Origin of the sequence: Pseudoduganella sp. R-32, from assembly GCF_049913245.1 — a bacterium.
Classification (GTDB): Bacteria; Pseudomonadota; Gammaproteobacteria; order Burkholderiales; family Burkholderiaceae_D; genus Rugamonas.
The window spans coordinates 1015626-1033576 of record NZ_CP183987.1 but is presented as its reverse complement, the minus strand read 5'-3'; the positions used below and the strand labels follow the sequence as shown (position 1 = coordinate 1033576).

19 protein-coding genes are annotated in these 17951 nt (G+C 61.9%); 5 read left to right on the top strand and 14 right to left on the bottom strand.

Translation table 11 applies throughout. The annotated features are described in order from the left end of the window. The first annotated feature begins 18 nt into the window (after positions 1–18). The 3 genes from ACN9MU_RS04835 (at position 19) to ACN9MU_RS04825 (ending at position 2707) form a co-directional block, all read left to right on the top strand. Positions 19–561: a metal-dependent hydrolase gene (locus tag ACN9MU_RS04835; RefSeq protein ID WP_426167908.1), complete on the top strand. Its 543-nt coding sequence runs from the start codon at positions 19–21 to the stop codon at positions 559–561. Positions 562–590: 29 nt separating this feature from the next. Next, a complete protein-coding gene (locus ACN9MU_RS04830) occupies positions 591–1787 on the top strand; it encodes a DUF4272 domain-containing protein (protein WP_426344255.1) in 1197 nt (398 codons plus the stop codon). A 71-nt stretch (positions 1788–1858) separates the two neighbouring features. Beyond that, complete coding sequence (locus tag ACN9MU_RS04825) at positions 1859–2707, top strand: endo alpha-1,4 polygalactosaminidase (RefSeq protein WP_426344254.1); 849 nt, start codon at positions 1859–1861, stop codon at positions 2705–2707. Here the strand turns inward: ACN9MU_RS04825 and ACN9MU_RS04820 are convergent, their stop codons facing one another. The 9 genes from ACN9MU_RS04820 to ACN9MU_RS04780 all read right to left on the bottom strand — a co-directional run bounded on the left by ACN9MU_RS04820 (position 2708) and on the right by ACN9MU_RS04780 (position 9740). Continuing rightward, positions 2708–3169, bottom strand: coding sequence for an Lrp/AsnC family transcriptional regulator (locus ACN9MU_RS04820; protein ID WP_426336884.1), 462 nt, complete (start codon positions 3167–3169; stop codon positions 2708–2710). Then, positions 3166–4251, bottom strand: coding sequence for an enoyl-CoA hydratase/isomerase family protein (locus tag ACN9MU_RS04815; RefSeq protein WP_426336883.1), 1086 nt, complete (start codon positions 4249–4251; stop codon positions 3166–3168). Before ACN9MU_RS04815 ends, ACN9MU_RS04820 begins: the two co-directional genes overlap by 4 nt. Before the next feature lie 75 nt (positions 4252–4326). Then, positions 4327–4686 carry a ribosome hibernation-promoting factor, HPF/YfiA family gene (gene hpf, locus ACN9MU_RS04810; RefSeq protein WP_426167899.1) on the bottom strand — a complete coding sequence of 120 codons (360 nt, stop codon included), beginning with the start codon at positions 4684–4686 and terminating at the stop codon, positions 4327–4329. A 72-nt stretch (positions 4687–4758) separates the two neighbouring features. Beyond that, entirely contained in the window at positions 4759–6255 is a 1497-nt protein-coding gene (locus ACN9MU_RS04805) for an RNA polymerase factor sigma-54 (RefSeq protein ID WP_426167897.1), read from the bottom strand. Positions 6256–6264: 9 nt separating this feature from the next. Beyond that, the gene (lptB, locus tag ACN9MU_RS04800; protein ID WP_426167895.1) at positions 6265–7020 is read right to left on the bottom strand and encodes an LPS export ABC transporter ATP-binding protein; all 756 of its coding nucleotides are present in this window, start codon (positions 7018–7020) and stop codon (positions 6265–6267) included. 2 nt (positions 7021–7022) lie between these two features. After that, positions 7023–7583 carry a lipopolysaccharide transport periplasmic protein LptA gene (lptA, locus tag ACN9MU_RS04795; RefSeq protein ID WP_426167893.1) on the bottom strand — a complete coding sequence of 187 codons (561 nt, stop codon included), beginning with the start codon at positions 7581–7583 and terminating at the stop codon, positions 7023–7025. Positions 7584–7596: 13 nt separating this feature from the next. Continuing rightward, complete coding sequence (lptC, locus tag ACN9MU_RS04790; protein WP_426336882.1) at positions 7597–8196, bottom strand: LPS export ABC transporter periplasmic protein LptC; 600 nt, start codon at positions 8194–8196, stop codon at positions 7597–7599. A gap of 9 nt (positions 8197–8205) precedes the next feature. Beyond that, a complete protein-coding gene (locus ACN9MU_RS04785) occupies positions 8206–8742 on the bottom strand; it encodes a KdsC family phosphatase (protein ID WP_426167889.1) in 537 nt (178 codons plus the stop codon). After that, the gene (locus ACN9MU_RS04780; RefSeq protein WP_426167887.1) at positions 8742–9740 is read right to left on the bottom strand and encodes a KpsF/GutQ family sugar-phosphate isomerase; all 999 of its coding nucleotides are present in this window, start codon (positions 9738–9740) and stop codon (positions 8742–8744) included. Before ACN9MU_RS04780 ends, ACN9MU_RS04785 begins: the two co-directional genes overlap by 1 nt. A gap of 82 nt (positions 9741–9822) precedes the next feature. On the opposite strand from ACN9MU_RS04780, the gene ACN9MU_RS04775 reads away from it, so the two are divergent. Next, the gene (locus ACN9MU_RS04775) at positions 9823–11802 is read left to right on the top strand and encodes a cation:proton antiporter (protein ID WP_426320777.1); all 1980 of its coding nucleotides are present in this window, start codon (positions 9823–9825) and stop codon (positions 11800–11802) included. A 52-nt stretch (positions 11803–11854) separates the two neighbouring features. On the opposite strand, the gene ACN9MU_RS04770 is transcribed toward ACN9MU_RS04775, so the two are convergent. From ACN9MU_RS04770 to ACN9MU_RS04760, 3 genes are read right to left on the bottom strand one after another with little or no spacing between them, the layout of a single operon-like run. Further along, the gene (locus ACN9MU_RS04770; RefSeq protein ID WP_426344870.1) at positions 11855–12994 is read right to left on the bottom strand and encodes a DUF484 family protein; all 1140 of its coding nucleotides are present in this window, start codon (positions 12992–12994) and stop codon (positions 11855–11857) included. Positions 12995–13014: 20 nt separating this feature from the next. Then, the gene (locus ACN9MU_RS04765; protein WP_426320775.1) at positions 13015–13866 is read right to left on the bottom strand and encodes an MOSC domain-containing protein; all 852 of its coding nucleotides are present in this window, start codon (positions 13864–13866) and stop codon (positions 13015–13017) included. A 59-nt stretch (positions 13867–13925) separates the two neighbouring features. After that, positions 13926–15380, bottom strand: coding sequence for an NYN domain-containing protein (locus tag ACN9MU_RS04760; protein WP_426320773.1), 1455 nt, complete (start codon positions 15378–15380; stop codon positions 13926–13928). A gap of 72 nt (positions 15381–15452) precedes the next feature. On the opposite strand from ACN9MU_RS04760, the gene ACN9MU_RS04755 reads away from it, so the two are divergent. Further along, positions 15453–15938 carry a nuclear transport factor 2 family protein gene (locus tag ACN9MU_RS04755; protein ID WP_426167877.1) on the top strand — a complete coding sequence of 162 codons (486 nt, stop codon included), beginning with the start codon at positions 15453–15455 and terminating at the stop codon, positions 15936–15938. Positions 15939–15941: 3 nt separating this feature from the next. On the opposite strand, the gene ACN9MU_RS04750 is transcribed toward ACN9MU_RS04755, so the two are convergent. Then, a complete protein-coding gene (locus ACN9MU_RS04750) occupies positions 15942–16547 on the bottom strand; it encodes a hypothetical protein (RefSeq protein WP_426344253.1) in 606 nt (201 codons plus the stop codon). A 60-nt stretch (positions 16548–16607) separates the two neighbouring features. Then, positions 16608–17537 (bottom strand): hypothetical protein, encoded by a 930-nt coding sequence (locus ACN9MU_RS04745; protein WP_426344252.1) that lies wholly within the window; start codon positions 17535–17537, stop codon positions 16608–16610. Positions 17538–17951: the final 414 nt, after the last annotated feature.

The following is a 17951-nucleotide window of genomic DNA, read 5'->3' as shown; positions in this document are numbered from 1 at the left end:
TTTAATTTCCTCTGCACCATGCCCACCATCCTTACCCACCCAGCGATTCCGCTGGCACTCGGTGTCGTACTTGGCCCGGACCGCATTTCACGCCGGCTGCTGTTCGCAGGCATGGTTGCGGCAATCGTGCCTGACATGGACGTCATCGCTTTCAAGCTCGGCATCGAATACGCGAACCAGCTTGGCCACCGCGGGGCATCGCATTCGATCGCGTTTGCACTTGCATTGGGAATGCTGGCTGCACTGGCCGCACCGTGGCTGCACGCGAAACGATGGGTGACGATGGCGTTCGTGTCGGTTGCCTGCGTTTCGCATCCCTTGCTCGACATGCTGACAACCGGCGGCCTCGGTGCAGCCATCTGGTGGCCATTCTCCGATCAGCGGCATTTCTTCCCGGTCCAGTTTATCCGCGTATCGCCATTGACCATGGGGCGCTTCCTGGGCCCCGCCGGCTTGACTGTAATTAAATCTGAACTCCTATGGGTTTGGCTGCCCTGCCTTTCCACGATGGCGGCCGCCTATGCCATACGCAACAACATCGCTCGCGACCGACTGGAGTAAAGGTCGGCGACACAAAGGAAACTCAAACGATGGCAACTGAACCTGTTTCGCTATTCGCTCAGGAAATAAACCCTGGGCTAGTAATCGAAGTCCTGAAGAAATTGAATGCAAAGTTCAAAGTCACGGGCACCGACGACGCGTGGAGCGAAATCGAAGTGACGACCGGCGGATGGCTGAAGAAGAAACGCCTGAGTATCACCCACGATCCGGATTATTACAGCGGACAAGCGTGGCAGGACCAGATGGGCGGAATGCGCGGCTATTTCGCACGCTTCCCGCACGCTCCTGCACAGGCAAGGGTACTCGCCCTGACCGAGAAATTCGGTTTCGCGCTTGGCACAAGCTGCGAGCCCGACGCAGAAGCCGATGACGAAAGATACGAGATCCTGTCGGTGATCGCAGAAGCGCTCGATGCAGTCTGGTTCACTCCCTCGTCCATGCGGGATTCAAACGGAAGGGTGCTGTATGGTGAGGATTTGTCTGCATTGGATCCTCAGGCCAAATGGCCGAAATACACTCCCATCACGGCGCCGTCCGGTGCAGGTAACAGCATCGCACTGAAACTGAAGCAACGCGTTTTCAGCGAACTGATGGCGCTCGGCTTTCAGCCCGCGAATTCCTTGCCACTTCCCGACCTGGACATCACTTTGCGTGATGCGCAAACGCTATGCAGGCGCTTGATGGCACTGCAAGCCGTATTTGCCTGGGCGGCAATGCCTGTACGCTTGGCCGAAACCGCCCAACTGCAGGGCTATATCGAGCGAAACGACCTGCGTGCCGCAATGACGGAGAGCGAACTTGCTTTGATCGATCTGCCGCGCCACGAATCCCAAGCAGTACATGGCCAAACTGTCGGCTGGAGGCTGGAGAATATGTGGGCGCTGGCCTGGATCTTGGGTTTTGCACAGGTGCCGACGCTGGACGCCAGTCAAATATCCGACGAAGTCATCGAGGCGATGTTATTTGATTTCCTGCCCGACTGGGATGGCAATATCGCCGACTTCGCGGCGAGCGCTTCATTACGCGCGGCCGGCGAGGTCATTTTCATGGAATACAAATTCTACTGCGCGCATAACGCTGTCAGGAGCGCGCAAATGGGGAGCATGACCGTGCCCAAAGACTTCGATCCGATAGCGCACGGCGGAGCCGTTCATGAGCGCCGCCATTCGTTCACCTGGGCATTGGCGCCAGGAGATGACTGGGACGACACTGACCTAAGCACATGAGCGCCAGGGAGTAAGCATGCCGTAAGCCGTCCGTGAAACTATTGCCGGCCAATATTTTCAAGGATGAATTGATGCGACAACACACCCGGCGGCTGCTTCCGATCAGTATCTTCTGCCTGGCGCTGGCGACGATGAGCGGATGCGGCGGCGGAAGCAGTTCGGATACGCCGCCGCCTGCAAGCGCACCAGCCGCCTACTGGAAACCTGCGTTGGGCGATACCTGGCAGTGGCAGTTGAAAGGGACGGTCAATACCGCCTATCCGGCAACCGTGTACGACATCGATCTGTTCGATACAGCGCCTGCTACCGTCCAGGCATTGAAGGCGAGCGGCAAGAAAGTGGTCTGCTATTTTTCAGCCGGCAGCTCCGAAAACTGGCGTCCCGACTTTTCCGGCTTTGCGCCAGCCGACATGGGCAAGGACCTGCAAGGTTGGGCAGGGGAGCGATGGCTCGACACGCGCTCGGCAACTGTGCGGAAGATCATGCTTGCGCGGTTGGACCTGGCAGTCTCCAAGGGATGCAATGGCGTTGAAGCAGACAACGTGGACGGCTATGCGAACAACAGCGGCTTCGCCCTTACCGCCGCCACGCAGCTCGATTACAACCGATTCCTGGCAAGCGAAGCGCACCACCGGGGAATGTCCATTGCATTGAAAAACGATACGGATCAGTTGAAGGACCTGGTAGGCGATTTCGATTTCGCCGTCAACGAACAATGCCATGAGTTCGCCGAATGCGAGGGCTACCAGGCTTTCATCGCCAGCGGCAAGCCGGTATTCAATGCGGAGTATGCTGCGCCATACAGCAGCGATCCCGCAGCGCGCGCCAAGCTGTGCGCCGATGCCAACGCCCGCAAGTTCCATACGCTGGTGCTGCCGCTCGCGCTGGACGACAGCTTGCGCTACAGCTGCGAGCCGTGACTACAGCGTCAGCTTGGTCTCGAACTTGGAGCAGTTCATCGCGAACAGGCTCTTGACGTTGATGACGTTGTGGTGCGAGGTGAAAACGCGCCGTGTGAAGGCGCTGTACTCTTCCATCGACTCCACCGTGACGATCAGGTGGAAGTCGAACTCGCCGGCCACTTCGTAGCAGGACATCACCTCGGGCTCGGAACGCATGCGGTGCTCGAACTGCTTGAGGATGTCGGTATTCTGCTTCTCCAGTTCGACCGACACGAATACCGTCAGGGGCCGCCCGGCAAGCGCGCGGTCAACCAGCGCGACAGCCTTGACCAGCACGCCGTCGTTGCGCAGCCTTTCGATGCGGCGCTGGCAGGTCGCGACCGACGAATGCAAGCGCTCCGCGATCTCGCGCAACGGCGTGCTGGCATCTTCTTGCAGGATATTCAGGATGCCCCGGTCGATCCGGTCCAGATCCCTCATGCGAGGTGGCGCAAGGGGTGCGCCCAGGCCGGCCAGCATGGTTCGAAGAAGCGCTCCACCATGGCGGGCGTCACTTCGGCCAGCGTTGCGGGATTCCACTGCGGCTGGTTGTCCTTGTCGATCACCAGGGCGCGTACGCCCTCGAAAATCTCGCCGTGTTCGAAGTTGCGGCGCACCAGGTTGCGCTCCATGCGCAAGCAGTCGGACACGCCCAGCGACGCGCCGCGCTTCAGCAGCTCGTGGGTCACGCTCATCATCAGCGGCGAGCGCAATTCCATTGCCTTCAGCGATTTCTGCGCGAAAGGCGTGCTGTCGCCTCGCAGCGAATCCATGATGGCGGGTACCGAGCCCGCCGAGAAATGCTGATCGATCAGGGCACGCTGCGCTTCCAGTTCGCTGTCGCCGGCGAAGGCGTTGTGCGGGCCGGCAAAGACCGCGACAGCATCGCGCAACGATTTGCCGGGCGTCGACTCGAACAGCTTGGCCAGTCCGGCCAGTTCAGTTTCCGGCACGAAGTAGTCAGCCAGGTCGAGGTAGAGCGCATCCGCGGCGCCGACCGTCAGCCCGGTGAGGCCGAGCCACATGCCAAGCTGGCCCGGCGCATGCGACAGGAAGTGACTGCCGCCCACGTCGGGAAACAGGCCGATGTTCACCTCGGGCATCGCCATCCTGGTACGGCCCGTGACGATGCGCACGCCGCACTCCGGCCCGCCCTGCGCGATGCCCATGCCGCCGCCCATCACCACGCCATCCATCAGCGCCACATAAGGCTTGGGGTAGAAATGGATTAAATGGTTCAGCGCATATTCTTCGGTGAAGAAGTCCTCCAGCAGCGCGCTGCCGCCTTGCGTATTGCCGCGGCCGACGTCGTGGAAGAAGCGGATATCGCCGCCTGCGCACAGCGCGCGTTCGCTGCTGCTGCGCACCACGACCGCCGCCACCGACGCATCGTCGCGCCATGCCAGCAGCGCCTGCGTCATCGCGCGCACCATGTCGAGGGACAGTGAATTGAGGGTCTTGGGGCGGTCCAGCGTGATGAAGCCGGTACCGTTGGAGAGTTGGGTGTGTACGTGTTCGCTCATGCAAATATTCTAACGCACACTGGTCGCAAAAAAGGGCGCCAATTGCGCCCTTTGGTGTGCTGCACGGCCAGTCCTTTACATGGCGGTGGGTGGTGCCTCATACGTATCCGGGAAATGCTTGATGGCCGCATGACTGTGGTTCTGCACACGGTCCTTGTATTTCATGACCTGGCGATCCAGTTTATCAATCAGGGTATCGATGGCGGCGTAAAGGTCTTGCGACAGGCTTTCGACGTAAACAGTTTTGCCAGACATGCGCAGGTTGATTTCGGCTTTCTGGCGTTTCTCTTTCTCGGTGAGGTTATCTACAGTCAGGATGACAGCAATATCGATTACTTGATCGAAATGGCGCTTGACTCGTTCCAGCTTGTTCTGCACGTACTCGCGAATGGCTGGGGTCACTTCGACATGATGTCCACTGATGGTGAGATTCATACACACTCCTAAAGATGATGTCGCTCTCGAGTTCGTGCACGCCGAAACGCACAGAGGAACCCATGCACTGCACTACAACGATTTGCGGAGGCTAACTGGAGGGATCTTCAACGCTTCTCGATATTTGGCAACAGTCCGTCGCGCAATCACCATGCCTTGTTCACCCAGCATGTCCGCAATCTTACTGTCGGATAAAGGATTTTTCGGGTCTTCTGCTCCTGTCAATTGCACGATCAGTGCCCGTATCGCAGTCGAGGAAGCCTCCCCCCCGGCTTCGGTCGCGACGTGGCTACCAAAGAAATATTTCAACTCAAACATGCCATGCGGGGTGAGCATATATTTTTGAGTTGTTACGCGAGAAATAGTGCTCTCGTGTAGTCCCAGTGTATCAGCAATTTCACGCAACACAAGGGGTCTCATGGCCACTGCGCCATGACTGAAAAAGTTCTTTTGTCTTTCTACTATCGCTTCCGCGACGCGCAGGATCGTGTCGAAGCGCTGGCGCATATTCTTGATCAACCACTTGGCCTCCTGCAGCTGGCCATTCATCTGCGACTCGCTCTTGCCTTGCTTGAGCAGGTTGGCATACAGCGCGTTCACGCGCAGGCGCGGCACCACGTCGTTGTTCAGGGTGACGATCCAGCCGCCGCGGCCCTTTTTCACGATCACGTCCGGCACCACGTAGTCTGACTCGCCTGACGCAAATTCGGCGCCCGGATGCGGGTTGCACTGGCGGATCACGCACTGTGCTTCGCGCAAGTCTTCATCGTCGCAGTCGAGCGCTTTCTTCAGCTTGGTGAACTCGCGCTGGGCGAACCAGGTCAGGTGCTTCTCGACGATGGTCAGCGCCATGCGGCGCGTCACCAGCGGCACGCCGGGCATGCGCCTGATCTGCAGCGCCAGGCATTCGGAGGCATTGCGTGCGGCGACGCCGGGCGGATCGAAGCTTTGCAGCAGCACCAGGCTGCAGCGCAGGTCGTCCAGTTCGATTTCCAGCTCGGGCGGCAGGCGCTCGTGGATTTCTTCCAGCGGCTCTTCCAGGTAGCCGTTCTCGTCCAGCGCATCGATGATCAGTTCCATCAGCGCGCGGTCGCGCGGCTCCTGCACGGTGACGCGCATCTGCTCGAGCAGGTGTTCGCGCAGCGTGCAGCCGGAAGCTTCCAGTTGCGGGCGGCTGTCTTCGTCGTCGGCGGATTTGCTGCCGGCGCTGGCGCTCCAGTCGGCGTCGTCGCTGCCGTTGCCGGCTTCATGGTCGCCGCCTTCATAGGTATCGCTTTCGCCGGCAGCGGCCGGGGCTTCGCCGCCCTCGCCTTGCGGGCCTTCAGCCGAAGGCGTGGCGGGAGCTTCGGTGCCATTGCCGTTGCCCTGGCTGATGGCGCCATCGGCCAGCAGCCGTACCGAGTGGTCGAGCGGGTCGTCAAGGCGCTCCAGCATGGGATTGTCGCCAAGCAGCTGTTCCAACTCCTGGTGCAGCTCCAGCGTGGACAGCTGCAGCAGGCGGATGGATTGTTGCAGCTGCGGCGTCAGCGCCAGGTGTTGCGAGGTTCGCAGTTGCAGTGTTTGTTTCATGGCCTTCGTTTACATGCGGAAGTGTTCGCCGAGGTAGACGCGGCGAACGGATTCGTTGGCAATGATGTCGTCCGGGCGGCCCGAGGCCAGCACGGCGCCCTGGTTGATGATGTAGGCGCGGTCGCAAATGCCGAGGGTCTCACGCACATTATGGTCGGTGATCAGCACACCGATATTGCGCTCCTTCAGGAAACGCACAATACGTTGGATTTCGATCACGGCGATCGGATCCACGCCGGCAAACGGTTCGTCGAGCAACACGAAGCGCGGGTTGGTGGCCAGGGCGCGCGCAATTTCCACGCGGCGGCGCTCGCCACCCGACAGCGACAGGGCCGGGTTCTCGCGCAGCTTCTCGATTTGCAAGTCGGCCAGCAGCGATTCCAGGCGCTGCTTGATTTCCGCCTTGGGCAGAGGCTTGCCGTCCACCTTCTGCAGTTCCAGTACGGCACGAATGTTTTCTTCCACCGTCAGCTTGCGGAACACCGAAGCTTCCTGCGGCAGGTAGGACAGGCCCAGCGTGGCGCGCTTGTGGATCGGCAGGCTCGACACGTCGGTGCCGCCGATATCGATGGTGCCTGCATCGGAAGCCACCAGGCCGACGATCATGTAGAAAGAGGTAGTCTTGCCGGCACCGTTGGGACCGAGCAGGCCGACCACTTCACCGCAATCGACTTGCAGCGAAACGTCGTGCACCACCTGTCGCTTGCCATAGGTTTTCTGGAGGCCGCGCACGACCAGCGTGCTGGCGCAGTTATTTGCTTGCATGCTTACTTCTTCTCCGTCGGCGTCGCTGGGGGTTCGGTACGGGTCGGCTGGATCACCATGGTGCCGCGACCGCCGCCGGGCTTGCTCTCCCCGCTGGCCGAATTGCGCACGCTGAAAAATTCCTTGCGGCTGTCGTAAGAAATGAACTCACCCTGCACTTCGTCGTTCTGCTTGCCGCCTTCCAGGCGGCGGATGGTGGCCTTGTTGAACATCTTCACCAGTTCAACCTGTTCCTCGTATTCGATGCGGTCGGCATCGCCTTCCACCCACTGGTCGCCGGCGCCGTCGCGCTTCTGGCGGAAGGTGGCTTTCTTGCCGTCGCCAAACAGCGTCACTTGCTGGAAGCCCTCCGGCGTCTGCTTGACGTAGGCGCGCTCGGCCGTCATGGTCAGGGTGCCGCGGGTCAGCTTGACGCCGCCCAGCAGGATGGTAACCTGCTTGACGTCGTCGATGTCCATCGAGCCGTAGCTGATGTTGGTCGGCTTGTAGGAGTCGGCTTTCTCGGCCAGCGCCGGAGCGGCGACTCCCAGCAGCAAGGCTGCCGACAAGAGTAGTCGTTTCATGTTCATTCCTCAGTTATTGGTCCGCGGCCTTGGGCGGAATCTGCAGCGTGCCGTTGCCGGCCAGGTGCATTTCGCGCGTCGCATTATTGGCGCGCATGCTGTTGGCCGCAGCAGTCGTATCCCCCAGCCGCAGTTTCACCGGATGATCGGTTTCCATGCGGTCTTCGTCCGGGAAGATCACCAGCTTGTCCGATTCCAGGTGCAGCAGTTGCGATTGCGGCGATGCCGCGCGGTCGATCGTCACGCTGCCGTTCAGGGTGACGCGGCTGTTGGTGTCGTCCACGCGCGCCGTATTCGCCACGATCTCCATCGGCGGCTTCTCGCCGGCCAGGCTGTGCACGCGCGGATTGTCGATCTCGGACGAATCGTCGACCGGGCGGTGGGTCAGCTTGTCGCCGGCAATGATATAGCTTGGCTTGCCATCCTTGGTCATGCGCACGAAGGAGAAGTTATGGATGATGTAATCCGGCTCGTTCATGCGCTTGTCGGCCTGCATCTGTTCGTCCGCGCGGTTCAGCAGCTCGAGCAGGTAGAAGCTGCCAAGCGCCGCCAGCAGCACGAAGATCATGCCGATCGACAGGCGGAAGCGGTGGGCGGTCCTCTGGTTACGCATCGCTTGCCCTTACACCAGGAACTGGGCCATCACGCGGTCATAGCTGCCGCTGGCGCGCAGCACGAATTCGCAGGCCTCGCGCACCGCGCCGCGGCCGCCCGCAGCTTCGGTAATGTAGTGGGAGCGATCGTGCGCCTCCTTGCGGCCATTCGGCACGCTGACCGCAAAGCCCACACGGCTCAACAGCGGCAGGTCCACCACGTCGTCGCCGATGAAGGCAACCTGCTCTTCCGCCAGTCCCAGGTCGGCCAGCAAGGCCTTGAACGGGGTCAGCTTGTCGTGGCCGCCCTGGTGCACGTAATCGATGCCCAGGTCCTTGGCGCGTGCCAGCACGATCGGCGTGCGCCGGGCGCTGATGATCGCGGTCTTGATGCCCGCTTCCTGCAGCAGCTTGATGCCCAGGCCGTCGTGCACATTGAAAGTCTTGACCATTTCACCGTCGGCGCCATACGTCAGGCTGCCGTCGGTCAGCACACCGTCCACGTCAAAGATGAACAGGCGCACCCTGGCTGCACGGGCAAGCAGGTCTTCGCGTTCGAGCGTCATCAGATCACCTTGGCGCGGGTCAGGTCGTGGATGTGCAGAGCGCCAACCAGCGTGCCGTCGGCATCCACCACCAGCATCTGGTTGATGCGGAATTCTTCCATCACCGCCACGGCGTCCACCGCCAGCTGGTCGGGGCCGATGGTGCGCGGGTTCAGGTGCATCACGTCCTTGATGACGACCTTGCTGAAGTCCTGGACTTTTTCGATCATGCGGCGCAGGTCGCCGTCGGTGAAGACCCCGACCGGCTTGTTGGCCGCGTCGACGATGGCGGTCATGCCCATGCCCTTCTGGGTGATTTCCAGCAGAGCATCGGGCAGCCGCGTTTCCAGGCCCACGGCCGGGATGGCGCCATCCTTGCGCATGATGTCGCGCACATGCGTCAGCAAGCGGCGGCCGAGGGCGCCGCCAGGGTGGGAACGGGCAAAATCCTCTTCCTTGAAGCCGCGCAGGTCCAGCAGCGCCACCGCGATCGCATCGCCCAGCGCCAGCGTGACGGTGGTGGAAGCGGTCGGCGCCAGGTTCATCGGGCATGCCTCCTTGGCCACCGATACGTCCAGGTGCACGTCGGCCAGCCTGGCCAGGCTCGACGCCGGCTTGCCGGTCATGGCGATCACGTGGCCGCCCATGCGCTTGACCACGGGCAGGATGGCCATCAGTTCGGCTGCTTCGCCGGAATACGAAATGGCGATCACCACGTCTTCCGGCGTCACCATGCCCAGGTCGCCGTGCGCCGCTTCGGCCGGGTGCACGAACAAGGCCGGGGTGCCGGTCGAGGCCAGCGTCGCCGCAATCTTGCGGCCGATGTGGCCGGACTTGCCGATGCCGGACACCACGACGCGCCCTTTGCATTGAAGCAACAAGGACACCGCCCGGCCCACAGTTTCGTCGGTGGCCAGGCGCGCATTCAGCGCTGCCAGTGCGTCCGTTTCGATCTGCAGGGCCTCGCGCGCCAGTTCCAGGGCACGTGTTGCGGTCTTGGCATCAAAAGATTTCAGCATTGTTTTTTCATGGGTTAAACTCATGCCCGAAGTATAGCCGAATTAGATAAGCAAAAAACTTGCCAGACAAAACAAACAACGGATGTTCTCCCCCCTTGAACTGACCCTCCTCCTCCTCGGCAGCGCCGTCCTTGGCGTGGTTGCCTTCCGCATGATGCACCTGCCGCCGATGCTGGGCTACCTGGCTGTCGGCATCCTGCTGGGCCCCCATGCCATGGGGCTGGCCGAGCAAAGCCACGCGACGGAGTTGCTGGGCGAGTTCGGGGTGGTGTTCCTGATGTTCTCGATCGGGCTCGAGTTTTCCCTGCCCAAGCTGATGGCCATGCGCTCGATCGTGTTCGGGCTGGGCATGGCGCAGGTCGGCCTCACCATTGCCGCCACCATGCTGTTCGGCTGGCTCATCCACTTCCTGCTGCCGCCCTCGATCCAGCTGGGCTGGCAAGCTTCGTTCGCACTGGGCGGCGCGCTGGCGATGTCGTCGACCGCCATTGTAGTCAAATTGCTCACGGAACGCCTGGAGCTGGAGAGCGAGCACGGACGCAAGATCATCGGCATCCTGCTGTTCCAGGACCTGGCGGTGGTGCCGCTGCTGATCCTGATCCCGGCCCTGGCGCAGAATCCGGCCGACTTGCCCAAGACCCTGGGCCTGGCCGGGCTGAAGGCGGCCGTGGTGCTGCTCCTGCTGCTGTTTGTCGGCCAGAAAGTGATGCGCAAGTGGTTCACCATTGTCGTGCTGCGCCGCTCGCAGGAGCTGTTCATGCTCAACCTGCTGCTGGTGACGCTGGGCGCGGCCTGGATCACGGAACAGGCCGGCCTGTCGATGGCGCTGGGCGCCTTCGTGGCTGGCATGCTGATCTCCGAGACCGAGTACAAGCACCAGGTGGAGGAAGACATCAAGCCCTTCCGCGACGTGCTGCTGGGCCTGTTCTTCATCACCGTCGGCATGCTGCTGAACGCGCGCGTGGTGCTGGAAAACTGGTGGCTGGTACTGGTGCTGCTCACCGGGCCCGTGCTGCTGAAGTTTGCCCTGATCGCGGGCCTGGCGCGCCTGTTCGGCGCCTCCACCTCGACTGCCATGCGTACCGGCCTGGCGCTGGCGCAGGCGGGCGAATTCGGCTTCGTCCTGCTCAACGTCGTGGGCGGCATGAAGCTGGTCGACCCCTTCGTGGTGCAGGTGGTGCTGGCCTCGATGGTGCTGTCGATGCTGCTGGCGCCTTTCCTGATCGCGCAGTCGGACAAGATCGTGCTGAAGTTCTCCGCCAACGAGTGGATGATGCAGTCGCTGAACCTGACCAATATCGCAGCGCGCACGATGTCGGCGCAGAAGCACGTGATCGTGGCCGGCTTCGGCCGCTCGGGCCAGTCGCTGGCGACCTTGCTGACCGAAGAGAAGATTCCTTACCAGGCGCTGGACCTGGACCCGCTGCGGGTGCAGGAGGCGCAAGCCGCCGGCGCCAACGTGTCCTACGGCGACGCGGCGCGGCGCGAGTCGCTGGTGGCAGCCGGCATCAAGCGCGCTTCGGCGGTGGTGATCACTTACGCCTCGACGCCTTCGGCGCTGCGGGTGCTGCACCTGGTGCACGAACTGGCGCCGGAGCTGCCGGTGATCGTGCGCTCGCACGACGATTCGGACCTGGACCGCCTGAAGGAAGCTGGCGCCGCCGAAGTGGTGCCGGAACTGATGGAAGGCTCGCTGATGCTGGCATCGCACGCGCTGGTGATGCTGGGCGTGCCGCTGCGGCGCGTGGTGCACCGCGTGCAGCGCGCCCGCGAAGAGCGCTACGCCTCGCTGCGCGGCTATTTCCACGGCGCCAGCGACAGCGGCGAAGAGTCGGAAATGGTGCGCCTGCACTCGGTGCCGCTGGGCGAGCAGGCTTCCTGCATCGGCAAATGCGTGAAGGACCTGGGGCTGGATGGCACCGGCGCCGAAATTTCCGCCATCCGTCGCGGAACAGTGCGGCTGGATGCAGATGCTGGCACCACGCTGGAAGCCGGCGACGTGGTGGTACTGCGCGGCACGGCCGAGGAAGTGGCGCGTGCGGAAAACGACCTGCTGGCTTGAAAACCGGTAAGTCAGTGTCTGACCCTGCGGGTCAGACACCGGGTTGCCGGTTCTACGCAGCGTAGCGGATCACTCGGTTGCGGCCGCCTTCCTTGGCCTGGTACAGGGCTTCGTCGGCCTGTTCGATCAGTTGCGTCGCCTGCTCTTCCGGCGACACGTCATCAGGCACCTGCGCCAGGCTGGACACGCCGACCGAAGCCGTGATCGACACCTTCACGCCGTGCGACAGCTCGATCATGCTGGCCGCGATGCCGGCGCGGATGCGTTCGCCCACATAGGTCGCGCTCTCCAGGTCAGCATCGATCAGCAGCACCACGAATTCCTCGCCGCCAAAGCGCGCCAGCGCGTCCGACAGCCGCAGCTCCGCCTTGATGCGGTTGGCCACTTCGCGCAGCACTTCATCGCCGCCGCCGTGGCCGACTGTATCGTTGACGCGCTTGAAATGGTCGATGTCGATGTACATGAACGACACCGGATAGGACTGCCGGCGTGCGCGCGCAATTTCTTCGAGCAGGCGGCGATCGACGTAGCGGCGGTTGAACACGCCGGTCAGCGCATCGGTCAGCCCCATGTACTTCAGCATTTCGTTGGAGATCACGTTCTCCAGGCAGATGGCGATGATGGAGGCCATATGCTCGATGAAATCGGTGCCCAGGCTGGGCGAGAAACGCGTCGGGTCGGCGCTGCCCAGGTTCAGCGAGCCAATCAGCCGCTTGTTGCGCAGCAGCGGTACCACGCCCACGCTTTGCAGGCGCATGCCAGGCTGCGGGAACTGCGGCCCGTGCTTCCGTGCGTCGAACATGCCAAGGCAGGGCTTGGGCGCCTGGCCCGGTTCGATCTCGAAGGTCAGGCTCTCCGTGTCCGGCACGAACACCAGGTTGGGAAAGTCGGCGAAATCGACGCCCAGCTTTTCCATCACGGTGCGGATATCGTCATCCACGTCGACCAGCGACAGGGTCACAGCATCGAGGTCGGAAATCACCGGCAGGGTGCGGAAAATGGTGCCAATCAGCTCGGGGAAGCTGGCCGCGCCGACAATCTCCAGGTCGAATGCCTGGTGGCGCGTCATGATCGAGTGATTGCGTTCGGCCTGCTCGATCAGGTAGGCAAGACGGGCGCGCAGAGACTGGTTTTCTGCCGCCAGTTCCGCCAATGTGGGCTGCTTGCCCGTGATTTTCTGCGTGATCTCCATCGCCCTGCCGATATTCACTACTAAAACGACAGTGTAACCTCGATTGGGTCGCCAACCGATAGTTTTATGCCATCACCTGTTGCTACGATTGCATTCATGCCGAAGCAGATGCCGCCATCGACTTCCGGCTTGGCGCGGTAGCTTTGCAGGATGTCCAGCGGGTCCGGGCCGAATTCGCCGGTGGCCTGGTCGACCGACGGCATCGGGCAGCGCGCGCAGGGCTTGACCGGCTTCAGGACGGCCTCACCGATGCGGAATTCCTCGGTGTAGTCTTCTTCGAAGGCGTCCAGGTCTCCCACCACCAGGTTGGGACGGAAGCGGTTCATCGGCAAGGGCTGGCGGCCTTGCTGCTGCAGTTTTTCATTGAGGTCCTGCAGGGAACCGGTGCCGATCACCAGGATCGGGTAGCCGTCGGAGAACAGGGTCGGGTGCTGGTCGCCGTTAGTCCATTTGCCGCTGGTCAGGCGCTTTGCGTTGGCGTGGAAGCGCGCCAGGCGGCATTCGATGCCGAGGAACTTGCTGAACCAGGTGGCGGTCGTTTCATCGCAATCGTAGGCCAGCACGCTGTCGTCCCAGACTTGTACCTGCAGCGTCGGCGCGCGGTCCGGGTCGGGCAGGCCAAGCGGGATTTCCAGCTGCAGCATGCCGGGCGCGCGCAACTCCATGGCTTCAGCTTTCAGGCGCGGCACGATCAGCGCCATGCGCGGATGGTCGCGCTGGGTCAGCGCCACGCCGCCGGCGTCGACCAGCATCCACTCGCGATCGTAGATCTGCTCGGTCATCAGGCCGGCGCGGGTCAGGGTCGCGTGCTTCAACGACAGGCCCGCGCAGGACTTGATCGGGTAAAGGGTCAGTTCGGAGATGAAGGGCATAGTGCTTGCGAGTATGGCAGAAAAAACTTCGCCGCGCGGTGCGCGGCGAATCGTGAACGTTAAGCTTCTGTTTTCGGCTTCTTCGGCAGCTTGCTGCGCGCGGACGGCTTGTGCGTGCCGGGCTTCCTGACGCGCTTCTGCGCCGTCTGCTTGGCTTCCGCCGCGGCTTCCGCTGGCGGCGCTTCCAGTGCCGCTGCTTCGGCTACCACCGCATCAGCCGCAACCGCAGCCAACACTGCCTCGGCCTGCTGCACCGCTTCCGCCGCATCGGCAGCCGCCTGCGCTACCTTGCTGCCGCGCGAGCTGGCCTTCTTGGCCGCCGGCTTCTTGGCAGCAGCGCGGGTGCGCTTGGCCGGGGTTTCAGCAGGCGCTTCCGCCGGGGCTTCGGTCGCCACTTCCACCACTGGAGCCACCTCCTCCAGCGCAGCCACGGCAGCGACTTCGGCATCGGCTGGAACCTCGACCGGGGCGGCCGCAGTTCCTGCAGCCGCATCGCCCTCGCCGCGACGGCCGCGACCACCACGGTTACCGCGGTTGCGGCGGCCGTCGCGGCCTTCGCGTTCGCGGCGCGCGTCGCCTGCCGGCTCGCCGGGGGCAGCAGAAGCTTCCTCATGGAGTTCCTGCGCCTCCGCTGCAACGGCGTCCGCCACAATTCCAGCGTCCTGCTCGACCTGCGCTTCAACCGGCAGCACGACCGGCTGGCTGCTACGGTACACGTAGGCGCCGGACTTCTCGTCGCGGCCGAATTCCAGCAGGCCGCGCGCCTTCATTTCTTCCAGCAGGTTGCCGAAGGTGCGGAAACCGTAATACGACTCGCTGAAATCCGGCTTGCGGCGCTTGATCGCCTCCTTCAGCACGGAAGCCCAGATCTTGCCTTCGCCACGTTCGGCAGCCAGCGCATCGAACGTGGTGTAGGCGATTTCCACGCACTGGTTGCGGCGCTTGTCCATCTCTTCGCGGCGGCGCTTCTCTTCTTCCGGCGTGCGCTTCGGCTTTTGCTCGCTCGCATCGCGGCTCGCCTGGCGCTGGCGGCGCGATTCGCGCACCAGGTCGTCGTAGAAAATGAACTCGTCGCAGTTGGCCACCAGCAGGTCCGAGGTGGAATCCTTCACGCCCACGCCGATCACGCGCTTGGCGTTCTCGCGCAGCTTGGACACCAGCGGCGAAAAGTCGGAGTCGCCCGAAATGATGACGAAGGTGTTGACGTGGGCCTTGGTGTAGCACAGGTCCAGCGCATCGACCACCATGCGGATGTCGGCCGAATTCTTGCCGGACAGGCGCACGTGCGGGATTTCAATCAGTTCGAAATTCGCCTCATGCATCGGGCCCTTGAAGCCCTTGTAGCGGTCCCAGTCGCAGTAAGCCTTCTTGACCACGATGCTGCCCTTCAGCAGCAGGCGTTCCAGCACCGGCTTGATGTCGAATTTCTCGTAGTTGGCGTCGCGGACGCCCAGTGCGACGTTTTCGAAGTCGCAGAACAGTGCCATGCTGGCGTTTTCGTTGGGTGAGGCCATTTTCTTTACTGGATGCTGTGCACAATCCAACGATTATACTATTTCGCCAACATTGACCCGGGAGACAACCGAATGAAACGCTTGCTGATCGCCGCCGCCACCGTCCTCATGATGCACAGCGCTCTGGCCGTCGACCCGGACAGCGAATTCCGCCAGCAGGTCAACGCCTTCGTCGACAGCTGGCACGACGACGCAGCCAACACCCGCCCCGACTACTGGGACAAGTTCACGCCGGACGCCGTGTTCATCGGCACCGACAAGAGCGAGGTGTGGAGCTACCAGGAATTCAAGGCCTGGGCCAAGCGTTTCTGGGATCGCAAGAAGGCGTGGAGCTTCACCGCGCAAAAGCGCAATGTCTACTTCTCGCCGGACAAGAAATACGTGTGGTTCGACGAACAGCTCAACACACAGATGGGGACTTGCCAGGCCAGCGGCGTGCTGGTCAATACTGGCAAGGGCTTCAAGATCGAGCATTACCAGCTGTCGCTGGCCGTGCCGAACCCGTTGATGGATAGCTTCACCAAAGCGATCGCCGAGCACGAGGCAAAGACCAAGTAACAATCAACCCCGCCTGTCCTCCGCGACGAAAACAGGGATCATCGGCCAGCCTGTAGCTCCTATCGTGGGGCCGCGTCCCGAATCGCCAAATACTGCAAAAGCCGCCGTAATTTCTTCCTTCAGGCTGCTTAGCAATTTTGGCGGAATCCGGGCTTGGCCTTCAATAGCAACTTGATTGGAGATGGGTCCGCGGCGATATAGCCTGTACCACGCACCATTGGCAGGCACAGCGAAAATGTCGTCTTTTTTGCCAGTAAGGTGCCACCCGCCGGACTGGAATGCTTTCTCGACCAGCACCCGCGCCTGCTCCAGGTTGTCCTCAGGGCCTGCTGGCATGTCCTCGACCGAATATTCGCAGTGATCTTCCTGCCACAAGTGCAATGTCCATTCGTTACAGTGGAACAGGTAGTGGTCTGCGGGCATCTCCCTTCGGCGCGCCAACCACAACATGAAGCTTCCCGCAGCCCGGTCGACCGTGAATCCGCCACCCAACCACATCACTTCCGCCGACTGGCGCGGGTGCAGGTACCAATGCCACCCGGCGAGCGCCGCGACCGAATAAATCCAATCGATGTCCTCGCGGGACATCTTCTCGACTTGATAGCCCATTTTTGAAATTCGATAGAAACACCGCGCAAGGCAGGACTTGGGCCGGCAATCCCCGCTCGATCAGTTGGAGCGGGCGAAGGTCAGGACCGCATTGTCGCAGCACCCGGCCGGCTTAATGGTCAATTCGAGCGATGCGCTGACGACCGAGTAGCGCAGCAGCACCCGGGCCGGTTGATCCTCGACCAGTGCGGTATAGAGGGAGCGGTAGAAGGTGGTGTTTTCCTGTGCCAGCAGGTACAGCTGCTCATCCCACACCGTAGTCCTGGGCGACAAGGCCTTCAGATTGTCGTCGAAGGCCTCCCTCAGGCCGTACTCCATGCCTTCTTCGCGAAACGGCACGGTAAGCAGCAACTTGCCTCCAGCCGAGAGGCGCACGGACAGGTCGGGCAACACTTCGACCAGGGTGCTGGCGAGGAGCTTTTCGTCGCTCTTGCTCAAGCCCATGTCGCCCCCTTGGCGCGTGCCGCCGGAAATCGAAGATTCGCGGCCACTCCAGCGCCCCTTGCTGTCGCGGCTCAGGTCCCACATGGTATTGGCACCGCCAAATCCTTGGATCGCGGACAGGCGATACTTGCCGACCGCACCGGCCAACAGCGCCTTTTTCGGCGGGATGATGATTTCAGAAGTCTGGTGGGCGACCAGCGGCAAGTTCTTGCCGCCGTCCGGCGATTGCCAGCTGCCCTGCAGGCTGCCGTCGCGCAGCACCGCGCGCAAGCGGCCCGTGACCGTGGGATTGAATGCGAGCTGCTCGTCCATCACAAGCGTGCCGTCGGGTGCGGCCTTGCCTTTCAGGAAGAGCTCGGATTTCTTGCCCGCATAGCGGTAAGTGCCGGAAATGACGCCATCGACATTTTTCAAGTCCATGCTGAACTTGAGCTTGTCGCCGATGGTGCCATCAAATTTCTTGTGGAAGTAGGCGCCCTGCTGCGCCACCGCCGGCGCAGTCAACAGCAGCGCCGCCAGCGCGGCAGCGAGGGCGCTGGCCTGCATCAAACGTTAAACAGAAAGTGCGACCGATACGCCTTGTCAGCACTACATAGGTTTTTCATATCGGCCATTTCATACCCGCTTTTATACCCACTTTCGGAAATCCGCTGCTCTTAAGCCTCCCAACCGATCCCCGTGCATCTGACAGCTTGAACACCCGACACGGTTCACTTAGAATTCGATCAAGTTGGCAGCTCACTAAGCGGGTCGCTCCGATAGACTAGAAAGTCTGTACAGCCCTGCCGTCGGAAGTAGCTGTAGCGGGAGGGCCAGATTCGTCTGGCCCTTTTTCTTTGCACTCATTATCAGGCGCAGTTGATCGCGAAGTGTTAATTCCACCAATAGAAGGATTCGAGGTGCCTTGCAGGGTCAATTGGGTGTGGCTACGATTACAGGAGAATCGACGGCGGACGGTCC